Origin of the sequence: Chengkuizengella marina (assembly GCF_009910845.1) — a bacterium.
Lineage (GTDB): Bacteria > Bacillota > Bacilli > Paenibacillales > KCTC-33759 > Chengkuizengella > Chengkuizengella marina.
Genome location: NZ_SIJB01000027.1, coordinates 45,329 through 63,660, shown reverse-complemented (window position 1 = coordinate 63,660; position 18,332 = coordinate 45,329). Strand labels below are relative to the sequence as shown.

Genomic DNA, 18,332 nt, shown 5'->3' with positions numbered 1-18,332 from the left:
TGAGTGCAGGGCCATACTCAATCATTTTTATAAATAAGCCCAAAAATGTAACAAGAATGCGTTGAAGCATGAATGTATTGTGTATAATTTAATGTAACTACCATGTGTTGGCAATAAGTTGTTGAGGGTGGGACTGGGGAATAAAATCTACAGAAATAAAAGGATATAGGATAGAATGATATTATTATTAATTATTCTTTGCTTTATTTTGATCTATGTGTTGTTTGCACTTGGGTACGTAGGAATATTTATTGGTGGTGCAATCGTTTTTGCCATTTTATTTAGGGGTCTGTATCTATTGAATGAAATTCATAAAAACACGATCAAAATAAGAACAATCACTGTAAAAAATGAACTTAATAATGAATCAAATAAGTTAGATGGATTGGAATGAGATATGGTCATTTTTTAATAACTGCTTAATTTAAGAGCAGTTATTTTTTTATCCTCATATTAGTGAACAATTACCCTTGAATTGGGAAAAATGAACATTTCGTGATCAGTTATTGAACGATTTGTTAAACCAAGGTGATTGGGATCACTTAATTCCTTAAAATGTATATACTTTTTCAAAAAAATTAAATAAAATAATTCACAACAAATAAACTATTGTTTAATACTTTTAATTCTTAAACTCCCTCATCCGTAAATCAAATATCCAATATTTTTTTATGACCCATTAAAGAACATAAGCAGTCCCTCCCCCTTTACAGTAAACGGTTTCAAAAAAAAATGAATCTATTTGTTTTAAAATTCAACACATAAATCTTGTTAAAATAGGAGGCTATATGAATGCCAAAAAAAGTATTTAAGAGCGAGGAAGGCAAGAAGCTGTTATATGAGTCGTATGATATATTATTAAAAATGTGGGGTGTGGAGGTTCAAGAACAAGATATTGAAACAACGTATGGGAGAACACATATCATAACTGCTGGTGACAAGACAAAACCCACCTTAGTCATGTTTCATGGGACTGGTGACAATTCAGCTTTAATGTGGATTCAGAATATTCGAGAATTAACAAAACATTTTTATGTAGTTGCAGTAGATACTTTGGGTGCTGCAGGGAAAAGTGAACCAAATGAGTTATTTTTTAAAAACTTTGATGAAACAAAATGGATCAATGAAATCATAAATACATTAAATATTAAAGAAGCGAATATGATTGGAGTTTCATTTGGTGTAATCTTAATGTTGAATTATGCTATAAAATATCCCGACAAAGTTAATAAATTAGTAGGCATGGCTGGGCATCTTCCTATAAAAGTAAATGGATTGAAGAAGTTCCTATATACTCTTAGAACGATCAAAGTTTTTATGCCAGAAATATTAAATCCAAATGAGAAAAATGCTGAGAAGCTCTTCCAAAAACTGAGCGGTCCAAATATTAAGTTGGCTGACAATGATGAAGTATTTAAACATTTCTATTACATTTTTAAACATAGCGTCCCGTTAGTTCGTAATATTGCATCACATGAGATTCAGACATTTTCGCAATTCAGAGATAATGCCTTATTTTTAATTGGTGATCACGACAAACTTGTTTATAAACCAGATATAAAACAAGCATATGCAGAACTTGGATTGAATTTAAAAATTATTAAAGATGCCGGTCATAGTATAAATGGAGAACAACCAGAATTAATTAATAAAGAAATAATTAATTTTTTAGTTGAGAAGGAAACGATGATAGTTTAATAACGTTTAATTGTAGAAATCACTCTATAACATACGAGTTTGTAGAACTAACTGAATTAGTAACATTTAAACAATAATATGAGAAAAGAGCTAATAACTTCTTTAGAACTTTAGCTCTTTTTTGCTATATAATGAATTTAACATGTAAGGGAATGATATATTTTTCGTCTTGTATAGAATTTACACAAATACTTTGCATTATTGAAAAGAGTGAGAACATGTCAGAATTACTGCATATTTTTGATGAAGAAATGAATTTGATAGGGAAACAATCCAGAGACATAGTACATAAAAAGGGATATTGGCATGAAACTTTCCATTGTTGGATTACAGTTAGAGAGAAAGGAATTACATATATATTATTTCAAAAAAGAGCTGCCTGTAAAGAGGATTATCCTAATTTTTTAGACATTACTTCAGCTGGTCATTTACTTGCAAGTGAAAGCATTAAAGATGGAATAAGAGAAGTAGAAGAAGAATTGGGATTGAAATTGAAATTTGAGGATTTAGTTTCAATAGGTATTATTAAGGAAGAAATAAGAACAGAAACCATTATTGATCGTGAGTTCTGTCATGTATTTTTATATGAAACAGATATCATTCCACAATTTAAACTACAACAAGAGGAAGTCGCTAGTATTTTTAAAGTAAAACTTAATGAAGTGATCCAATTATATGAAGGTTGTTTAAGTAAGATAAAGGCTATTGAAATAAACAATAAAAATGAAAGCAAGGGAAGAATAGTTTATAAAAAGCACATATTAAATGATAGTGGGAGCTATTATCAACAAATTTTTGATTTTATTAAAAACAGAAATTAAGAATGTTGCATTTGAAATATTCCATACGACATCAATAGATCATTTCCTTGTTATAAGTCATACGAAATTAAATGATAATATAAATTTATTGATCCAGGAGTGAAATATAATGGAACAACTCAGAGTAGAAATTGTGGAACCTAAACATCCTGATTTAAGACAATTAATATCAAAATTAGACTCAGAATTATCCAAGAAATATCCACCAGAAGCCATCTTTACAATTGATTTTGAAAAACCTAATATATCTGAAACGATTTTTTCAATAGCATATTACGGCCAAATCCCTGTTGGGTGTGGTGCTATTCGACCTCTCGAAAAGAAGGTGATAGAACTAAAACGGTTTTACGTAGACTCATCATATCGTAATAAAGGCATTGCTTCAGTAATATTAAACTTTTTAGAAGGTAAAGCGAAAGAACTCCATTACAAAGTAATTAAATTAGAAACAGGAATAAAACAGTCAGAAGCTATTAGTTTTTATAAAAAACATGGTTACCATGAGATCGAAGCTTTTGGAGAATACATATACAGTAAGTCAAGTTTATGTTTTGAAAAAAAGTTATAAATGTTTCTTAAAATGTATTACGTGATGAAAAGAACTTTAGTATTGGAAAAGTTAAAATAATGGGGGATTTACAGAAATGAAAATCCAAATTGTTTTATTTGAGGGTTTTGGAGAATTGGTTGCATTGGCTCCATTTGAAGTTTTAAAAAGAGCAATGGATAATGGAGCACCGTTTCATGTTGAGTTAGTAGGCAGTGATCCTAATAGGCAATTAAAAGCATCTTATGGTGTACAAGTTTCTGTAGAAGAATACTTGCAAATTAGTAATAGACCGGATTTGTTGATCATCCCAGGAGGAGGTTGGAATCATAAATCTGTCCATGGTGTAAGAAACGAAGTGGAAAAAGGGTACTTACCTAGAATCATTTCAGAAATGTCTTGTTTAGGAACAATTATGGCTGGAGTATGTACTGGAGGAATGTTGTTAGGTGCATCAGGGATTTTAAAGGGGAAAAAAGCAACCATGCATCACTTAGCAACTGAGGAACTTAAAACGTATGGTGCTGATTTATTAAATTATAGAATTGTGGATGACGGGGATGTGATTACTGCACGTGGAGTATCTTCTGGAATAGATTTAGCTTTATGGATTATTGAAAGGTTTGCCGGTTCAGAGATTGCAGCTTCTGTTGAAAATAGAATGGAGTATGAACGTAGAGGTGTAGTATGGCAAAGAAAATAAGCGATTCTCAAATTGAAACACTCATTTTTGCACATCGAGGCTCAAGTGGTACTCATCCAGAAAATACGATGGTTGCATTCCAAGAGGCGTTTCATGTTGGTGCAAATGGAATAGAGCTTGATGTTCACTTGACAAAAGATGGAGAAGTTGTTGTAATACACGATGAAAAGGTGGATCGAACTACAAATGGTACAGGTTTTGTACATGAAAAAACATTAAATGAACTGAAACAATTAGATGCAGGTGGTTGGTATTCTAATTATCTTAAAGGAGAGACAATTCCAACTCTAAATGAAGTTTTAGAGTGGATATCGGATAAAAAATTACTGCTAAATATTGAACTTAAAAACGATATTTTACAATATGAAGGATTAGAAGAGAAAGTGATTCAATTAGTTCATATACATGGTTTATCTACTTCCGTGATTATATCATCTTTTAACCACTATAGCTTAGTAAAGGTTAAACAACTTGATAAAGAAATAGAGATAGCTGTTCTTACTTATGATATCTTATATCAACCGTGGAAATATGTGAAAAGCATAGGGGCTTCAGCACTGCATTGTAATAAATCATTTGCGTTTTCAAATATGATTTCTCAAGCCCAACAACAAATCCCTATTAGAGTATATACGATTAACGATGAACTAGAAATGAAACAGATACTATTAAAGGGTTTATCTGCTTTGATTACAGATTTTCCAAAAAAAGCGATTCAATTAAAATCTACTCTTTTAAAATAAACAAAAGTGTCCTGAATAAATAACACTGTTAGAGATTTATTTAATTCAACTACTTATTCATCTTTTATTAGTGTAAAATGAATAAGTATTTAACCGATAGTAGAAATTCCCATTAAGGAGGTGTTAAGTTATGCAAAAGGTAGAATTCAAAAAATTTACTCCTAAAAGTGTATTTAAAGCAATAATCTACTTACTAATTGTACCGTCAAGTTTATTTATAGTCGGAGGATTAATTACTTTGTTGGTAGGTCTTGCAATAGGAGATTCAGCAATAGTAGGTATGGCCTTTGCTATTATGCTGCTTTACCCTTTAATGTTTATTGTATTTTACGGCTTATTTGGTATGTTATATGCTGTAGTTTATAATGCATTAGCACAAAAATTTGGTGGATTGGAAGCAATGATTGAATCTAAAGAAGATGGTTCAATTGAAATAGAGAATGCTTCCAATCAATAACTTTTTTAGAAGAATTAGCATAGAGAATATATACATAAAAAGGAGTGGCTTTACTCCTTTTTCCTTTTTTTACCCCCTGACTCTAACTAAGATGGCTTCCCCATAGGGGAAATTAGAAAATTAAAAATAGATTTAACATAAATGGGGTAACGTGAGTGCAAAGAAATGACTATTTAACACGAATAAATAACGTAATAAACTACATTCAAAATAATCTAAATAAGGATTTATCCCTCCAAAATCTATCTCAATTGGCATCCTTTTCGCCATTCCACTTTCATCGTATTTTTAAGGCTATCCTCAATGAAAACGTTAATGATTTTGTTAAAAGATCTCGTTTAGAACGAGCAGCGAAACGATTAGTAATGAATCAACGTTTATCTATAACAGAAATTGCTTTGGATACAGGTTTTTCTTCTTCTTCCGTTTTTTCTAGAGCTTTTAAAGCACATTTTAAAATGAGTGCAAGTGAATACAGGAAAAATTATAATAGCAAGATTTGCAAAATGGAAAGCAAAGATTGCAAAGAAACTTCTCAATCAATAGATTATGATTTATGTAGTGAAGCGGCCGCTAAACTGATTTATGAAACTCATAGAGATACAAATGTGATTTGTAGGGGTAAAAGAATTACCTAGCTATCAAGTTGCGTATACCCGCCATTTACAAGGATATGAGAAAGGAATGTACAATACACATATTACAAAAGCCTTTGATAAAACTGCATCATGGCTAGCAGCTCGAACACTTTTTGATAAGCAGACGATCTGCATGGGCATCTATTACGATTTTCAAGAGATAACACCAAGCCATAAACGGAGGTATGACGCTGCCTTTACAATTCCCAACCATATAACAGAAGGAACCGAGGACATTGGGATACAAAATGTTGAAGGTGGACAGTATGCTTTTAGTAGAATTGAAGTGGATCAAACCAATGAAAATTCATTTGAACATGCAATCATAGAAATGAATCGTGCTTTTGATTATATGTATAGCACTTGGCTGCCTGGAAGCATGTATGAATTAGATGACAAACCTTGCTTAGAGTTTTATTTGTCACCTAAAGATGCAGATGAAATCGTAATTGAAGCTTATATACCTGTAAAACCCCTATAATCCACATTTTGAATTTTCATATAAATAAATAGCAATCAGGAGAGGATAGATGAGATGAATTCATATATAGGTAATGGCGCTTACTGTTATGCTAATTCAGCTGCAATGTTATTATCATCGATAGGAGAAAACATTTCTCCTTCTCTTATAGAAGTTCTTTCAGGTTTTTCACTAGGAGCAAGTATTTTTGATGATTTAATATATTTTGATGATTGTACAAGTAGTCCTGACAAGGCAATTAATGTGGCATTTGAAACTTTAGGATTTAAGGTTAAAGAAAATGCTAGTTTAGAGAAAGAATCTATACCATTAAAAGAACTTAAACTATCCCTTTCCAATTCGGTAGTTATGTTAGGGCCTCTTGACATGGGGTACTTGACTTATTTACCAAATCATAAATTTTTAGGTGGGGCTGATCATTATGTACTGGCAATTGAAATAAATGATTATGAAATTTTGCTCCATGACCCTGCCGGATATCCTTTTGTTTCATTGTCATTAAACCAATTAGAAAAAGCTTGGAGAGCAGATCAAATTCACTATAAACGAGGTCATTTTCGCTATTGGCATGCACCTAAAAGGACTAGCAACCTTACTCAAGAAGACATTTATGTGAAAGCAATACAAAATTTTAAAAAAATTTATTTGAACCAGCAGAATGTTGATCATAAATCAGAGTTTGGCAAAGAAGCAATATTGTTTAAATCAAAACAGTTAAGAAGGCAAAATATTTCAGAGAAAGAGATTGGGCACTTAATATTTTTTGCCCTTCCATTGGCAGCAAGACGAGCACATGACTTTTCATTGTTTTTTATAAATAAAAATGATCATATTGCAAAATTGAAGGAAACACAAAGTAAATTATTTGGTCAATGCCATTCATTTGCAACATCTAATCTGTGGAATAGTGTGGCTGATAAGTTTGTTCAACTTGCAGATATAGAAGAAGAGATAAGGAAAGAGATTTTAAATTTGTAAAATATGATAATTTTAATTAGGGGGGGATATCTCTCCTTTTTTGCTTTTATAGTACTTAAAATAGAGATTATTCTTTAGTATTTTTATATAAGTAATAACGATCTACTGTTCTATCTATGATATTTTGTTATGATATATTAATAAGAAATTTCTTAAAATAAGGAGTGGATTTATGATTTCTGCAGTTGTGTTAGATTTGGATGGCACTTTTTTAAATTCTAATAAAGAAATTTCTCATCGAAATATGGATGCAGTAATGACTTGTATCAAACATGATATAAAAATTATCATTGCAACTGCAAGACCACCGCGTTCAGTTAAGAAGTTTGTACCTGAAGTAATGATGAAAAATTGCTCATTTGTTTTTTACAATGGGGGTTATATTATTGATAATAGCTATAAAGAACATATATACATATCAAAAAAACTATCAGCTGAAATCATACATTACTGTTTAACAATCTCACCAAAATGTCATTTGAGTATTGAATTGGAGGATAAATGGTTTTCAAATAAGGGAATTTCTGACGTTGATGCCGCATTTTTTAATATAGATACAAGTCCGATTGTGCTGAGTATGGATGAGCTTAAACAACTAGAGGCAACCAAAATAATCATGACAGGATTTAACAATATTGATCAACTAAAGGAAAGATTTAATGGGAGAGTAAAGATAGTGGCAACAGATGAAGGGGAGTTAATTCAGATAATGAACAAAAATGTTTCTAAGGCAACAGGAATTTCAACGTTATGTACTCGTAATGGATTACAAATGTCTGATGTCATGGTGTTTGGTGATGATTATAATGATATCGAAATGTTTAAAGAATGTGGGTATTGTGTAGCGGTGGAAAATGCAATTGATGAATTAAAAAAAATAGCGAACGAGGTTACTTTATCTAATGATCAAGACGGGTAGGGGTGGTACTTGAAAGAGTAGTAGATTTTAGAAAAAAAATTTTTCAAAATAAAAATATTTTTATTAAGTAAAGAAATGTACTCAAAAAGGAGGATTATAAAATGAATCAAATTAAAATTACCCAAGCAACTATTCAGGAACTTGAAGAAGTGGCTCAACTCTTTGATCAGTACAGAATTTTCTATGAACAACAATCAGATATTGAAGGTGTTAGAAAATTTCTATATGAAAGATTTGAACATCAACAATCAATTATCTTTTTAGCTCGAGATCAAGAGAAAACAACTCCAGCTGGATTTACACAGCTATATCCTACTTTTTCATCGGTTTCAATGAAAAGAACTTGGTTGTTAAATGATTTATATGTAAATGAAAAGTATAGAGGGAGAAGAGTTGCACAGTACTTGCTCGAATCAGCAAAAACCTTTGCTAAGCAGACAAATGCAAAAGGGATAGAATTAGCTACAGCGAAAGATAACTTAACAGCTCAGAGAATTTATGAATCTTTTGGTTATGAAAAAGATGATTTCTTTCATTATTTTTTGTCAGTATAATACCAGAAAATAAAAAGTTTTAAAAGAAAAGGTGAAAATAGAGATGTTAGAAACAACAAGCCAATATATTTATGTTCTGAAATTAATCCCAAAATTGCTTGATGAAACCAAATGGACACATAAAGAAAATGATATTGTAGGAAGACATTTTAAAGCTCTACAACAGTTACAAAGTGAAGGACAACTAATATTAGCTGGTAGAACACAAAATATGGATGAGACAACATTTGGGATTGTAATATTCAAAGCAAAAAATGAAAATGAAGCCATTTTGATTATGGAAAATGATCCAGCCGTAAAAGATGGGATTATGACAGCCCAATTGTATCCATATCAAGTTGCTTTAATTTCTGAAAGTAATTTATAAATAATGGATGAACTATATTTAGTTCTAATATCTAAGGGGTAGTTATTTTAATTTTGTACCAGGTAGACTTCCAATTTTTTTGCGAGACTCTCTTTTTATAAATAGATAAAAGTTTCTCACTACTTAAGAAATGTGGAGTGGGCTTTACTTCTAGATTGATTACATCTTCAATTCCACATGGGGCAGTTAAAATTAGGTTGTTATTTGTATCTAATTTTAATCCTAAAGCTGTGGCTGTTTCAGGAAATTTTGAAATAGCGTCAACTGAAGATGAGTAAGGAGGGAGACCATTCATTACATGCATTCTTGCCTCATTTGTAACCTCCCAAGGGATGTTTGGCATGATCGTTTTAAGTTTTTCTTCTAGTTTCTTTTCATGTTTTTCATCAATAAGCGAATGATCAAAATAAATCACATCAATATCTGATAAAACGGTTCTTTCACTAAAATGATGTAATGTATCCCATATCTTATTTCGGATAAATCCCGCACATATCCACCAATCTGGTAATTCTAGTGTTTTTGCAGCTAGTATGATATCCATCATCCAATTGTCTTCTTGCACTAGTTTTATAATATCTTTTTCACTTTCAATCATGATAGACCTCTTTTATTTTAAACTTACGAACATATATTCTATTTTACAATATTTAATTACATAATACTACTTTAATTTTCATGTTTTATGTATATTGTTTTTGTGATAAATAGAGGGTTTTTTAAGATCTTAATTAGAAGGATAGTGTTTAAGATGCTTTTGTGGTTTTTGGAGAAAGAAGTTGAATTAATGAATCATTATACTGTATAATGATTTGAAATTTATACAGTGAAACCTAGGCTTTATTAAACAAAGCTGGGTTAACCAGAGGATGTGAAAAAATGATAAAACCTAGAAGATTAAAACCTGGATCAACAATAGCGATTATATCACCTTCGAATGGTTTGCCCTTCTTGTTCCCAGACAATTACGAATTAGGGTTGAAAATGTTACAAGAAGTATTAGAGTTTGAAGTCATTGATATGCCTACAGCAAGAATGTCTCCTGATGAATTATATCAAAATCCAAAAAAACGTGCAGAAGATATTAATCATTGTTTTGAAGATGATAGTATTGATGGAATGATTACATCCATTGGTGGTTATGAATCCGTTAGAATTTTGCCGTATCTTAATATAGATTCCATACTTAAGCACCCTAAGATGATTATGGGAACGTCAGATCCAACTACTTTCCTTACCTATTTTAACTATTTAGGATTAGTTACTTTTTATGGTCCTACAGTTATGGCTGGTTTTGCTCAAACAAATCATCTTCCTGATGAATATATAAAACATTTAAAATCCATCTTTTTTGGAGATCAATATTCTTATCAATATCAACCCTATCCAAAATGGACCAATGGATATAAAGATTGGAGCATAAAAGAAACATTAGGGGAGTGTACACCATTTACAAAAAATGTAAATGGATGGACGTTTTTACAAGGAAATTCAATATTTGAAGGACAGTTATGGGGTGGTTGTATTGAAGTCTTAGAATTTTTGAAATCTACCCAATATTGGCCTGATCCTACATTTTGGCAAGATAAAGTACTTTTCTTTGAAACTTCTGAAGAAAAACCTTTACCACATCAAGTTGGATATATGCTTCGCAATTATGGAATACAGGGTATTTTTGAGCAAATCAATGGTATTATTTTTGGAAGAGCTAAAGACTATACCCTAGAAGAGAAAGAAGAGCTAAATGGAACAATTCTTCGTATTATCAGAGAAGAGTTTGGAGTTAAAGACATTCCAATCATAGTAGATATGGATTTTGGACATACAGATCCTAAACTCATTTTACCTTTGGGGTGTAAGGTTCAATTGAATCCCAAAAATAAGGACATTATTCTCATGGAAAATCCTTTTGAAACGATTGATTAAAAATTACTCTCTATTGTAGAAATAAGAGTAAGCCCTATTTTAAATCATTCTATATAAGAATCTGGGTAAATAATGACGTAGAATTTGTTCAAACTGTTCCTCTTACTACTAATCCTGGTTCGATTTGAATAGGGCTTAATTTTTTATCATCCATAACATCCATTAACATTTGTGCAGCTAGTTTTCCAATTTTTTCATGATCTTGTAAAACTGTTGTTAGAGGAGGGGTAAGGTGTTTACCTGCGTCAACATCATCACAGCCAATAATTGCAATATCTTCAGGTATGTTGATATTGTGTTCTTTTAGTGCATTCATAGCTCCAATTGCAAATATATCGTGCCATGCAAAAATGGCTTTTGGTAGTTTGTCATTCTGCAGAATTTTTTTCATCGCTTCGTATCCACTTTGTGAATCAAAATTTTCCCCATGTACACACCATTCTTCATGAAACTTTAATCCAAAACTAGATAGTGAATTTTTAAATCCTTCTTCTCTTAACTTAGCCACTTGCCATTTTTTATTTATCCCAATATAACCAATGTCTTTATATCCATGAAGATAGAAATGTTCTACCGCTTTTTTTGCGATTTGATCATTATCTGTCATGATGTAACTTGACTTAACTCCACTTAACTCAGCATCAATCCCTACACATGGAATATCGCTTGAATCTAACTCCTTAATTCCCTCACCTTTTTCCGCTAGAATTAAACATCCATCCACTTGATATTCACGGCAAGATAATAAATAATTAATTGCCTTTTCATCCGTTCGAAATTGAGTTGAGAAAAAGACAAAATCAAAACCTTCTTTATAGACCACGTTTTTAAAAGAATCAATGACTTTAGAAAAATAAGGGTGATGAAAAGGAATATCTTTTCCTAATATGACTCCTATACATTTCATTTTGGAATTATTTTGATTTCTATACTGTACTTTATATCCAAGTTCAGTCATAACTTCATTTACTTTTTGTTTTGTATCTTGTGATACACCTGCATAATGATGAATAACTTTTGAAACGGTCGATATAGATACGCCAGCTCTTTCAGCAATTTCTTTAATCTTAATTTTCATAATTTTCACCCTAATTTTTCTTTTTATTTTACCATAAAAAATTTTCTATAGTAAGTTGTTAAAAATATATAAAATTTTCTCTAATTGATGTATAATACAAATATATAATCCTTAATAATTTTCAATGAAACCTTTTATTTATCTCACTTCACATTTATATACTTTAAATTCATACTACCTTATTTATATCATTTGTAAACCATAATGAAAAGAAAATTTTCCAAAAAACCATCTATATTCGATCTATTATTACTGCAAACAAGGATTATAAATTGAAAGCGCTTCATAGTCATGATCTCAAAACAAAGAAAGGTGGGAATTTAATGAATTCTGGGAAAAAAGGTTTTTTATTGTTTATGGTTTTTGTTCTTATTTTAACCTTATTACCTTCTCAAATGTTGCAAGTAAAAGTGGATGCAAATAATGACTTAGAAAAATTTGAACCTGAGGATGGTCAAACAATACTAGTGGTAGGACAAGATTCTTTTGAAATGGATGAATATTCGTCTCTAGGTGAAGTGCCAGATCCTGGTGGATATATGATTTATACAAATTTAAGTGAATTGCAAGGTCAGGAAGAATCCTATGATGAGGGTGGAGGATTACATGATTTACAACATTGGGTTACTACATATCCAAATAGTGTCATGCAAATTGGTCTTTACATTGTAAATGATTTAGAAAATATTGATGAGGGTTTGCGTGATGAGAATATAGATAGGATGGCCGAAATCCTGAAAACAACAAATAAACCTATCTTTTTAAGAATAGGTTATGAATTTGATGGTCCTTGGAATCACTATGATTCAGATCTATATATTTTAGCATATCAACGAATTGTTGATAGATTTAATGCAAAAGGTGTTAATAATGTCGCTTATATATGGCATTCTGCAGGATTTGTACCTTATGGTGGTAATGACAGACAATTAATAGAATGGTATCCAGGAGATGAATATGTAGATTGGGTTGGTGTTAGTTGGTTTCCTGGATGGGATGATGCCAATAAAGAAGCTGCGATTGTACGTAGGGAAGAAATGGCACAGATTGCAATAGAACATGGAAAACCTCTAATGATCGGTGAGTCTGCTCCAAAAGAAGAGTTTGAAGGAAACTTGGATTGGTATAAAGAAGTGATGCAATGGATAGAAGAAAAAGATGTAAAAATGTGGTCTTACATTAATCAAGATTGGAATCAGCAGAGTATGTGGGTTGGAGAAGATTGGGGAAATTCGAGAGTTCAAGATAATGAAGAGGTATTTGCATTATGGCAGCAAGTAATGAATGCAGAGAATACTCGTTTTATAAACTCATCAAATCAATTATATGAACAAATTGGTTTTGTACCAAATGTAAAAGAAGATTTGGAAATCCCAACAGCCCCTCCTAATCTTAAAATCAACCAATCACAAGGAACAGAAGTTTCGTTAGAATGGGATGTTTCTGCAGATAATGTAGCAGTAACAGGTTATGAAATTTATGCAAATGGTATTTTTAGATGGTCAACAAAATCAACAAACCATATAGTAACTAATCTACTTTCAGATACTGAATATACAATAGGGATACGTGCACGTGATGCTGCTGGCAATTTATCTGAATCAAGTAATGAAGTAATGTTTAAAACAGATACTGTCTTACCAACTCTAGTAGAAGCTGAAAGCTTCAGTAGTTCATCAGATGGGATAAGTACTGGACCAAGTGATGGTGGCACAATTGTACAATTTTTAGACGAATCAGTATGGACTGAATATGAGGTTTATGTACCAGAAACGAATGTATACCAATTAAAATATAGATCAACCTCAGGAAATGAAGCGATAAGTAATCCATCCATTGATTTATGGGTAGATGGTGAATTAGTGAATAATGCAAACTTAACCTTTACAGGGAGCTGGAGCGGTGAAGGTTATGTAACTGATTTTGCAGGTGAGATGAGTTTAGAAGAGGGAAAACATACAATTAAATTAACAACAAATACTGGTGGATTTAATTTGAATTGGTTTGAAATTTCAAACCTCCCTCCTGATACATCAGGATTAATTGAAGCTGAAGATTATAGTGATATTTACGGTGAGGAAATTAGAGTAAGTGGCCCTAGTGATGGTGGAGAAGTCATTGGGTGGATTTTTGCTGATAATTGGATGGAATATGAATTGGACACTCTTACTTCTGGCACATATAAATTAGAATATCGAATAGCTTCAGGAAATTTTGATATTCAAGAACCATTACTTGACTTTTTATTAGATGGAAATCTAATACAATCTACTGTCTTACCGTATACAGTAGATTGGAATGTGTACCAGACTTACGATGCTGGTAATATCATTTTAGATTTAGAGCCAGGAACACATACCATTAGGTTATTTACGAGTACAGGTGGTTTTAACTTAAATTGGTTTAAACTTACTAAAGTGGAACAGGGTGTTCATAATGTACCTGGAAAAATTGAAGCGGAAAATTATAAACAATTAAATTCTGAAACTATCATAAATGCTGAAGATGACAGTGGTACGGTACTTTCTTGGATTTCCCCAGAGGATTCAGTGGAATATGAGGTTATCGTACCTTCCACAGGAATGTACGACTTAACCTATCGAGTTGCATCTAATTATAGTGATTTGGGAGATGATTTTGAAGCATTCATAGAACTAAAATCTGGAGAAAATACGCTAAATTCTTATTCTATTGAGGATACAGGTGGTTGGAATACTTATCGGACACAGCATGCAGGTGAAATTTATTTAGAAGAAGGAACATACACAATTCATATGTTTACTAGTACAGGTGGATTTAACTTGAATTGGATTCAAATTTCTGAACCAATCATTTATGTCCATGATGTTCCTGGGCAGATTGAGGCAGAAGAATATGTAGAAACTTCATCCAACACAATTGTGGAAGCAGAGGATGATGGCGGAACAGTATTAGCCTGGATTTTAGCAGGAGATTCTATTGAATATGAAATTAATGTACCATCATCAGGGATATATGTTCTAGATTACCGAGTTTCTTCTAATTTTGTAGACCTTGGAGAAGACTTCCAAGCAAATATTAAATTACAGTTAGATGGCGAGACAATGAATAATTTTTCTGTTATTGATACAGAGGGTTGGAATCATTATGTAACAGAAGAAGCAGGTGAAATTGAATTACCAGAAGGGAAATATAATATCTCTCTAGTAACTGATACAGGTGGATTTAATCTCAATTGGTTTAAATTATCTAAAATTCATGATGTCCCTAGTCAAATAGAAGCAGAGCAGGCAAGAATGATAAACTCAAACACTATCGTAGAAGCTCAAGATGATGGTGGAACTGTACTAGCTTGGATCTTGGCTGGAGATGAAATGGAATTCGAGATCGATGTTCCATCATCAGGTAAATATGCTTTAGATTATCGAGTTTCTTCTAACTTTGTGGATTTAGGAGAGGACTTCCAAGCTATGATTGATCTTAAAATCGATAATGAAACGATTCATTCGTTTAACGTTGTGGATACAGGAGGTTGGAATACGTATGCAACAGAAGAAGCGGGTGAAATATATTTAGAGAAAGGATCGTACAAAATTTCTGTTTTTACGGAAACAGGTGGATTTAATTTAAATTGGTTTAATCTTTCAAAAGTTGTGAATGATCCTTATGTTATACCAGTAAAAATTAAAGCCGATGATTATAGTTATATGGTTGGAGCTGAATCGGTAGAAGGTACAGGAAACAAAACAGGATTACAGATAGGTGCAAATGACTGGTTGGAATATAACATTTCTGTAGAAACATCAGGTTATTATAAACTAAAATATAGAATTGCCTCTTCTAGTTCAGATGCACAAATACAATTTCAAATGAACGAGAATATTTTAAATACAAAGGCCATTCCAAATACAAAGGATCTAACTAAATATCAAAATATTAAAGCAGGTGAAGTTTATTTAGAGGAAGGAACTTATATAATTCGGTTGTATGCAGCTTCAGGAACATTTAACTTGGAATGGTTTCAGATCCATTAATTAAAATAAATGTATGAACTATATTTGTGAATAATATTTTGAAATGATGAGAGGTTACTCTTGTCATTTCTTTTTTTTATATAAAACCTTATTCAGAAAAATATTGTATAATTAAACAATTAAGATGACATAAAAAGGTGGTTATTACCTTATGCAATATATTGATATTAACGTAATGATGAAAAATAGATGAGTAATTTAATAGATTATTGGTTTGTATTAATACTAATTGCCTCTTTCTCACATGCAATATGGAACTTGTTACTTAAAAGCAGTGAACAAAAAGACATATTTTTGTGGTCATTAAGGGTATGGTCATTCATTATCTTTTTACCTATCAGCATTTATTTTTGGCCTGAACAACCTATATCCATTACAAATTGGCTAATATGGGGTATAGGAAGTGCGATTTTACATAGTATTTATGCTCTTATTCTATCTAAAGCTTACGAAAAGAATGATTTTACTCTAGTTTATCCTATTGCACGTGGGACAGGACCTTTAATTGTTGTTATTGTAGGTATATTTATATTAAAAGAAGATGTTGGGTTCATTACTTTACTGGGTGTTAGTATCATTATGTTAGGCATTTATGTACTATATTCTGGATTTAACTTAAAATTAGGTTTACAAACATTAAAGATGATTCTATATAGTCCTTGGCCTCTTCTTGTTGGCGTAGCGATTGCTAGTTATACTATTTTTGATAAGATGGCTGTTGCTTTTGTGCCTCCAATTATATTAAATTTAATGGATAACCTAGGACAAATTTTTATACTCGGAAATAAGGTGAAGAAGAAGGGGAGAAAACTAGTACTCGAGCAATGGAAAAAATATTGGATTAAAATGGCATTAGCAGGTGGTTTAGCTGGCTTAGCTTATATATTAGTATTAATAGTCTTAACAGAAGTTCCAGTTAGTTATGTATCTCCATTAAGAGAAACAAGTATAGTAATAGGTTCCATATTAGGATTTTTGTTTTTAAAAGAAAATTTTGGTATAAGTAAATTGATGGGCTCGATCATAATTTTTGCTGGTGTTGTACTTATTATTTGGTAACATGGACAATTTTAATTTTGAAATTAAACAAGAAACCGTAGTAAAGGCGCAGTCATTGCGTCTTTTTTTGTTTCATAATCATAAAGTTTTTTTAATTTGTTATTTTTATCACTTTCATTATATATAATTAAATAAATTAAGTATTTTATAATAATTAAATTAATTTATTATTTATTTTATTAAATATATTTAAAATAATAAAATCATAAGGTATAATTATCTTAAAATATATAGGGAGTGAAATCGTGGACGCAATCGATAAACAAATCATTCAACTATTAAAACATCAAGGCAGGATGACAAATTCTGAAATAAGCAAACAAACTCATTTATCTATACCCGCAATTTCAGAACGGATTAAAAAACTTGAAAGCAAAGGGATTATAGATCGTTTTACAGTGAAGATAAATCGAGAGAGTGTGGGTCAAACTTTACTAGCATTTGTCAATGTCATTATAGATACAACGGAGAATATAACTTGTTTTAGACAGACAATAGTACAATCAGACCATGTTTTAGAATGTCACCATTTAGCGGGTGAATATGATTACTTGTTAAAAGTAGCTGTAGAAGGCACAAAAGGACTAGAGGATTTTATATCTAACACATTAAAAGGAATTAAAGGTGTTCAAAAAACAAGTACGACCATTGTTTTATCAACTTTAAAAGAAGAAATGTAATGATAAAGGATTGTATTACAAAATAAGGTGAGGAAATGAACATGGAAAATGAATATATATTTTTTCTAAAAGGTTTATTCATTGGATTTTCAATCGCTGCACCTGTAGGCCCAATTGGATTACTCTGTATTCATCGCACGTTATATCAAGGTAGAGTTTATGGTTTTTTAACGGGTTTAGGTGCTGCTACTGCAGATATGATGTATGGTTTTATCGCTGGTTTTGGACTGACTTTTATTTCAAACTTTTTAATGGATCAGAAGATCATCCTGCAAATTGTTGGTGGAGTTTTTCTAGTTTATATAGGTTTGAAAATATTTAGTTCCAAACCTCAGGTTAGTCCTTCAAATTCTAAAAATAAAGGTCTGCTATCCTCTTATCTCACTACATTCTTTCTTACAATTACTAATCCCGTTACAATACTCTCATTTATGGGTATATTTGCTGGTTTAGGAATTGGTAGTTTAGAAAATCCAGATTACCTTCTATCTTTTTTGCTTGTCATAGGTGTATTTCTTGGATCAGCTACCTGGTGGCTTGTTCTTACAGGTTTAGCAGGAATTTTCAGGGATCGAATAAACCCTACATATTTAAATTGGATAAATAGATTCTCTGGTATTTTTATTCTATGTTTTGGTTTAGTAGTTATTATTACTTTGGTATGATGTAT

At 31.4% G+C, this 18,332-nt stretch carries 19 protein-coding genes and 1 pseudogene; 18 read left to right on the top strand and 2 right to left on the bottom strand.

Going from position 1 to position 18,332, the window contains the following annotated elements:
* The first annotated feature begins 175 nt into the window (after positions 1 to 175).
* The 13 genes and pseudogenes from ERL59_RS12145 to ERL59_RS12085 all read left to right on the top strand — a co-directional run bounded on the left by ERL59_RS12145 (position 176) and on the right by ERL59_RS12085 (position 8,906).
* The gene (locus ERL59_RS12145; RefSeq protein WP_160646492.1) at positions 176 to 394 is read left to right on the top strand and encodes a hypothetical protein; all 219 of its coding nucleotides are present in this window, start codon (positions 176 to 178) and stop codon (positions 392 to 394) included.
* Between the two features lie 398 nt (positions 395 to 792).
* Positions 793 to 1,698 (top strand): alpha/beta fold hydrolase, encoded by a 906-nt coding sequence (locus tag ERL59_RS12140; RefSeq protein WP_160646491.1) that lies wholly within the window; start codon positions 793 to 795, stop codon positions 1,696 to 1,698.
* A gap of 218 nt (positions 1,699 to 1,916) precedes the next feature.
* Positions 1,917 to 2,519: an NUDIX hydrolase gene (locus ERL59_RS12135; protein ID WP_160646490.1), complete on the top strand. Its 603-nt coding sequence runs from the start codon at positions 1,917 to 1,919 to the stop codon at positions 2,517 to 2,519.
* Positions 2,520 to 2,628: 109 nt separating this feature from the next.
* Complete coding sequence (locus ERL59_RS12130) at positions 2,629 to 3,087, top strand: GNAT family N-acetyltransferase (RefSeq protein ID WP_160646489.1); 459 nt, start codon at positions 2,629 to 2,631, stop codon at positions 3,085 to 3,087.
* A gap of 76 nt (positions 3,088 to 3,163) precedes the next feature.
* Entirely contained in the window at positions 3,164 to 3,769 is a 606-nt protein-coding gene (locus ERL59_RS12125; protein ID WP_160646488.1) for a DJ-1/PfpI family protein, read from the top strand.
* Positions 3,754 to 4,512: a glycerophosphodiester phosphodiesterase gene (locus tag ERL59_RS12120; protein WP_160646487.1), complete on the top strand. Its 759-nt coding sequence runs from the start codon at positions 3,754 to 3,756 to the stop codon at positions 4,510 to 4,512. Before ERL59_RS12125 ends, ERL59_RS12120 begins: the two co-directional genes overlap by 16 nt.
* A gap of 130 nt (positions 4,513 to 4,642) precedes the next feature.
* Complete coding sequence (locus ERL59_RS12115) at positions 4,643 to 4,969, top strand: hypothetical protein (RefSeq protein ID WP_160646486.1); 327 nt, start codon at positions 4,643 to 4,645, stop codon at positions 4,967 to 4,969.
* Positions 4,970 to 5,124: 155 nt separating this feature from the next.
* Positions 5,125 to 5,607 (top strand): helix-turn-helix domain-containing protein, encoded by a 483-nt coding sequence (locus ERL59_RS12110; RefSeq protein WP_160646485.1) that lies wholly within the window; start codon positions 5,125 to 5,127, stop codon positions 5,605 to 5,607.
* 43 nt (positions 5,608 to 5,650) lie between these two features.
* A pseudogene (locus ERL59_RS12105) lies at positions 5,651 to 6,088 on the top strand (AraC family transcriptional regulator); the annotation flags it as partial.
* Positions 6,089 to 6,142: 54 nt separating this feature from the next.
* Complete coding sequence (locus ERL59_RS12100; protein WP_160646484.1) at positions 6,143 to 7,066, top strand: hypothetical protein; 924 nt, start codon at positions 6,143 to 6,145, stop codon at positions 7,064 to 7,066.
* Positions 7,067 to 7,238: 172 nt separating this feature from the next.
* Positions 7,239 to 7,985 (top strand): HAD family hydrolase, encoded by a 747-nt coding sequence (locus ERL59_RS12095; RefSeq protein ID WP_160646483.1) that lies wholly within the window; start codon positions 7,239 to 7,241, stop codon positions 7,983 to 7,985.
* A 101-nt stretch (positions 7,986 to 8,086) separates the two neighbouring features.
* On the top strand, positions 8,087 to 8,539 hold the full coding sequence (locus ERL59_RS12090) for a GNAT family N-acetyltransferase (protein ID WP_160646482.1): 453 nt from the start codon (positions 8,087 to 8,089) through the stop codon (positions 8,537 to 8,539).
* 43 nt (positions 8,540 to 8,582) lie between these two features.
* Positions 8,583 to 8,906, top strand: a complete 324-nt coding sequence (locus ERL59_RS12085; protein ID WP_160646481.1) for a YciI family protein — start codon at positions 8,583 to 8,585, stop codon at positions 8,904 to 8,906.
* Between the two features lie 31 nt (positions 8,907 to 8,937).
* On the opposite strand, the gene ERL59_RS12080 is transcribed toward ERL59_RS12085, so the two are convergent.
* The gene (locus tag ERL59_RS12080) at positions 8,938 to 9,507 is read right to left on the bottom strand and encodes a nucleotidyltransferase family protein (protein ID WP_160646595.1); all 570 of its coding nucleotides are present in this window, start codon (positions 9,505 to 9,507) and stop codon (positions 8,938 to 8,940) included.
* 278 nt (positions 9,508 to 9,785) lie between these two features.
* On the opposite strand from ERL59_RS12080, the gene ERL59_RS12075 reads away from it, so the two are divergent.
* Positions 9,786 to 10,832: a S66 family peptidase gene (locus ERL59_RS12075; protein WP_160646480.1), complete on the top strand. Its 1,047-nt coding sequence runs from the start codon at positions 9,786 to 9,788 to the stop codon at positions 10,830 to 10,832.
* Between the two features lie 88 nt (positions 10,833 to 10,920).
* Here ERL59_RS12075 and ERL59_RS12070 read toward each other — a convergent pair whose 3' ends face one another.
* Positions 10,921 to 11,910: a LacI family DNA-binding transcriptional regulator gene (locus ERL59_RS12070; RefSeq protein ID WP_160646479.1), complete on the bottom strand. Its 990-nt coding sequence runs from the start codon at positions 11,908 to 11,910 to the stop codon at positions 10,921 to 10,923.
* Positions 11,911 to 12,233: 323 nt separating this feature from the next.
* On the opposite strand from ERL59_RS12070, the gene ERL59_RS12065 reads away from it, so the two are divergent.
* The 4 genes from ERL59_RS12065 to ERL59_RS12050 all read left to right on the top strand — a co-directional run bounded on the left by ERL59_RS12065 (position 12,234) and on the right by ERL59_RS12050 (position 18,327).
* Positions 12,234 to 15,923 carry a carbohydrate-binding protein gene (locus ERL59_RS12065; RefSeq protein WP_160646478.1) on the top strand — a complete coding sequence of 1,230 codons (3,690 nt, stop codon included), beginning with the start codon at positions 12,234 to 12,236 and terminating at the stop codon, positions 15,921 to 15,923.
* Between the two features lie 189 nt (positions 15,924 to 16,112).
* Positions 16,113 to 16,982 (top strand): EamA family transporter, encoded by an 870-nt coding sequence (locus tag ERL59_RS12060; RefSeq protein WP_160646477.1) that lies wholly within the window; start codon positions 16,113 to 16,115, stop codon positions 16,980 to 16,982.
* A 245-nt stretch (positions 16,983 to 17,227) separates the two neighbouring features.
* Positions 17,228 to 17,662, top strand: coding sequence for an Lrp/AsnC family transcriptional regulator (locus ERL59_RS12055; protein WP_160646476.1), 435 nt, complete (start codon positions 17,228 to 17,230; stop codon positions 17,660 to 17,662).
* A gap of 41 nt (positions 17,663 to 17,703) precedes the next feature.
* Entirely contained in the window at positions 17,704 to 18,327 is a 624-nt protein-coding gene (locus ERL59_RS12050) for a LysE family translocator (RefSeq protein ID WP_328699946.1), read from the top strand.
* Positions 18,328 to 18,332 lie beyond the last annotated feature (5 nt).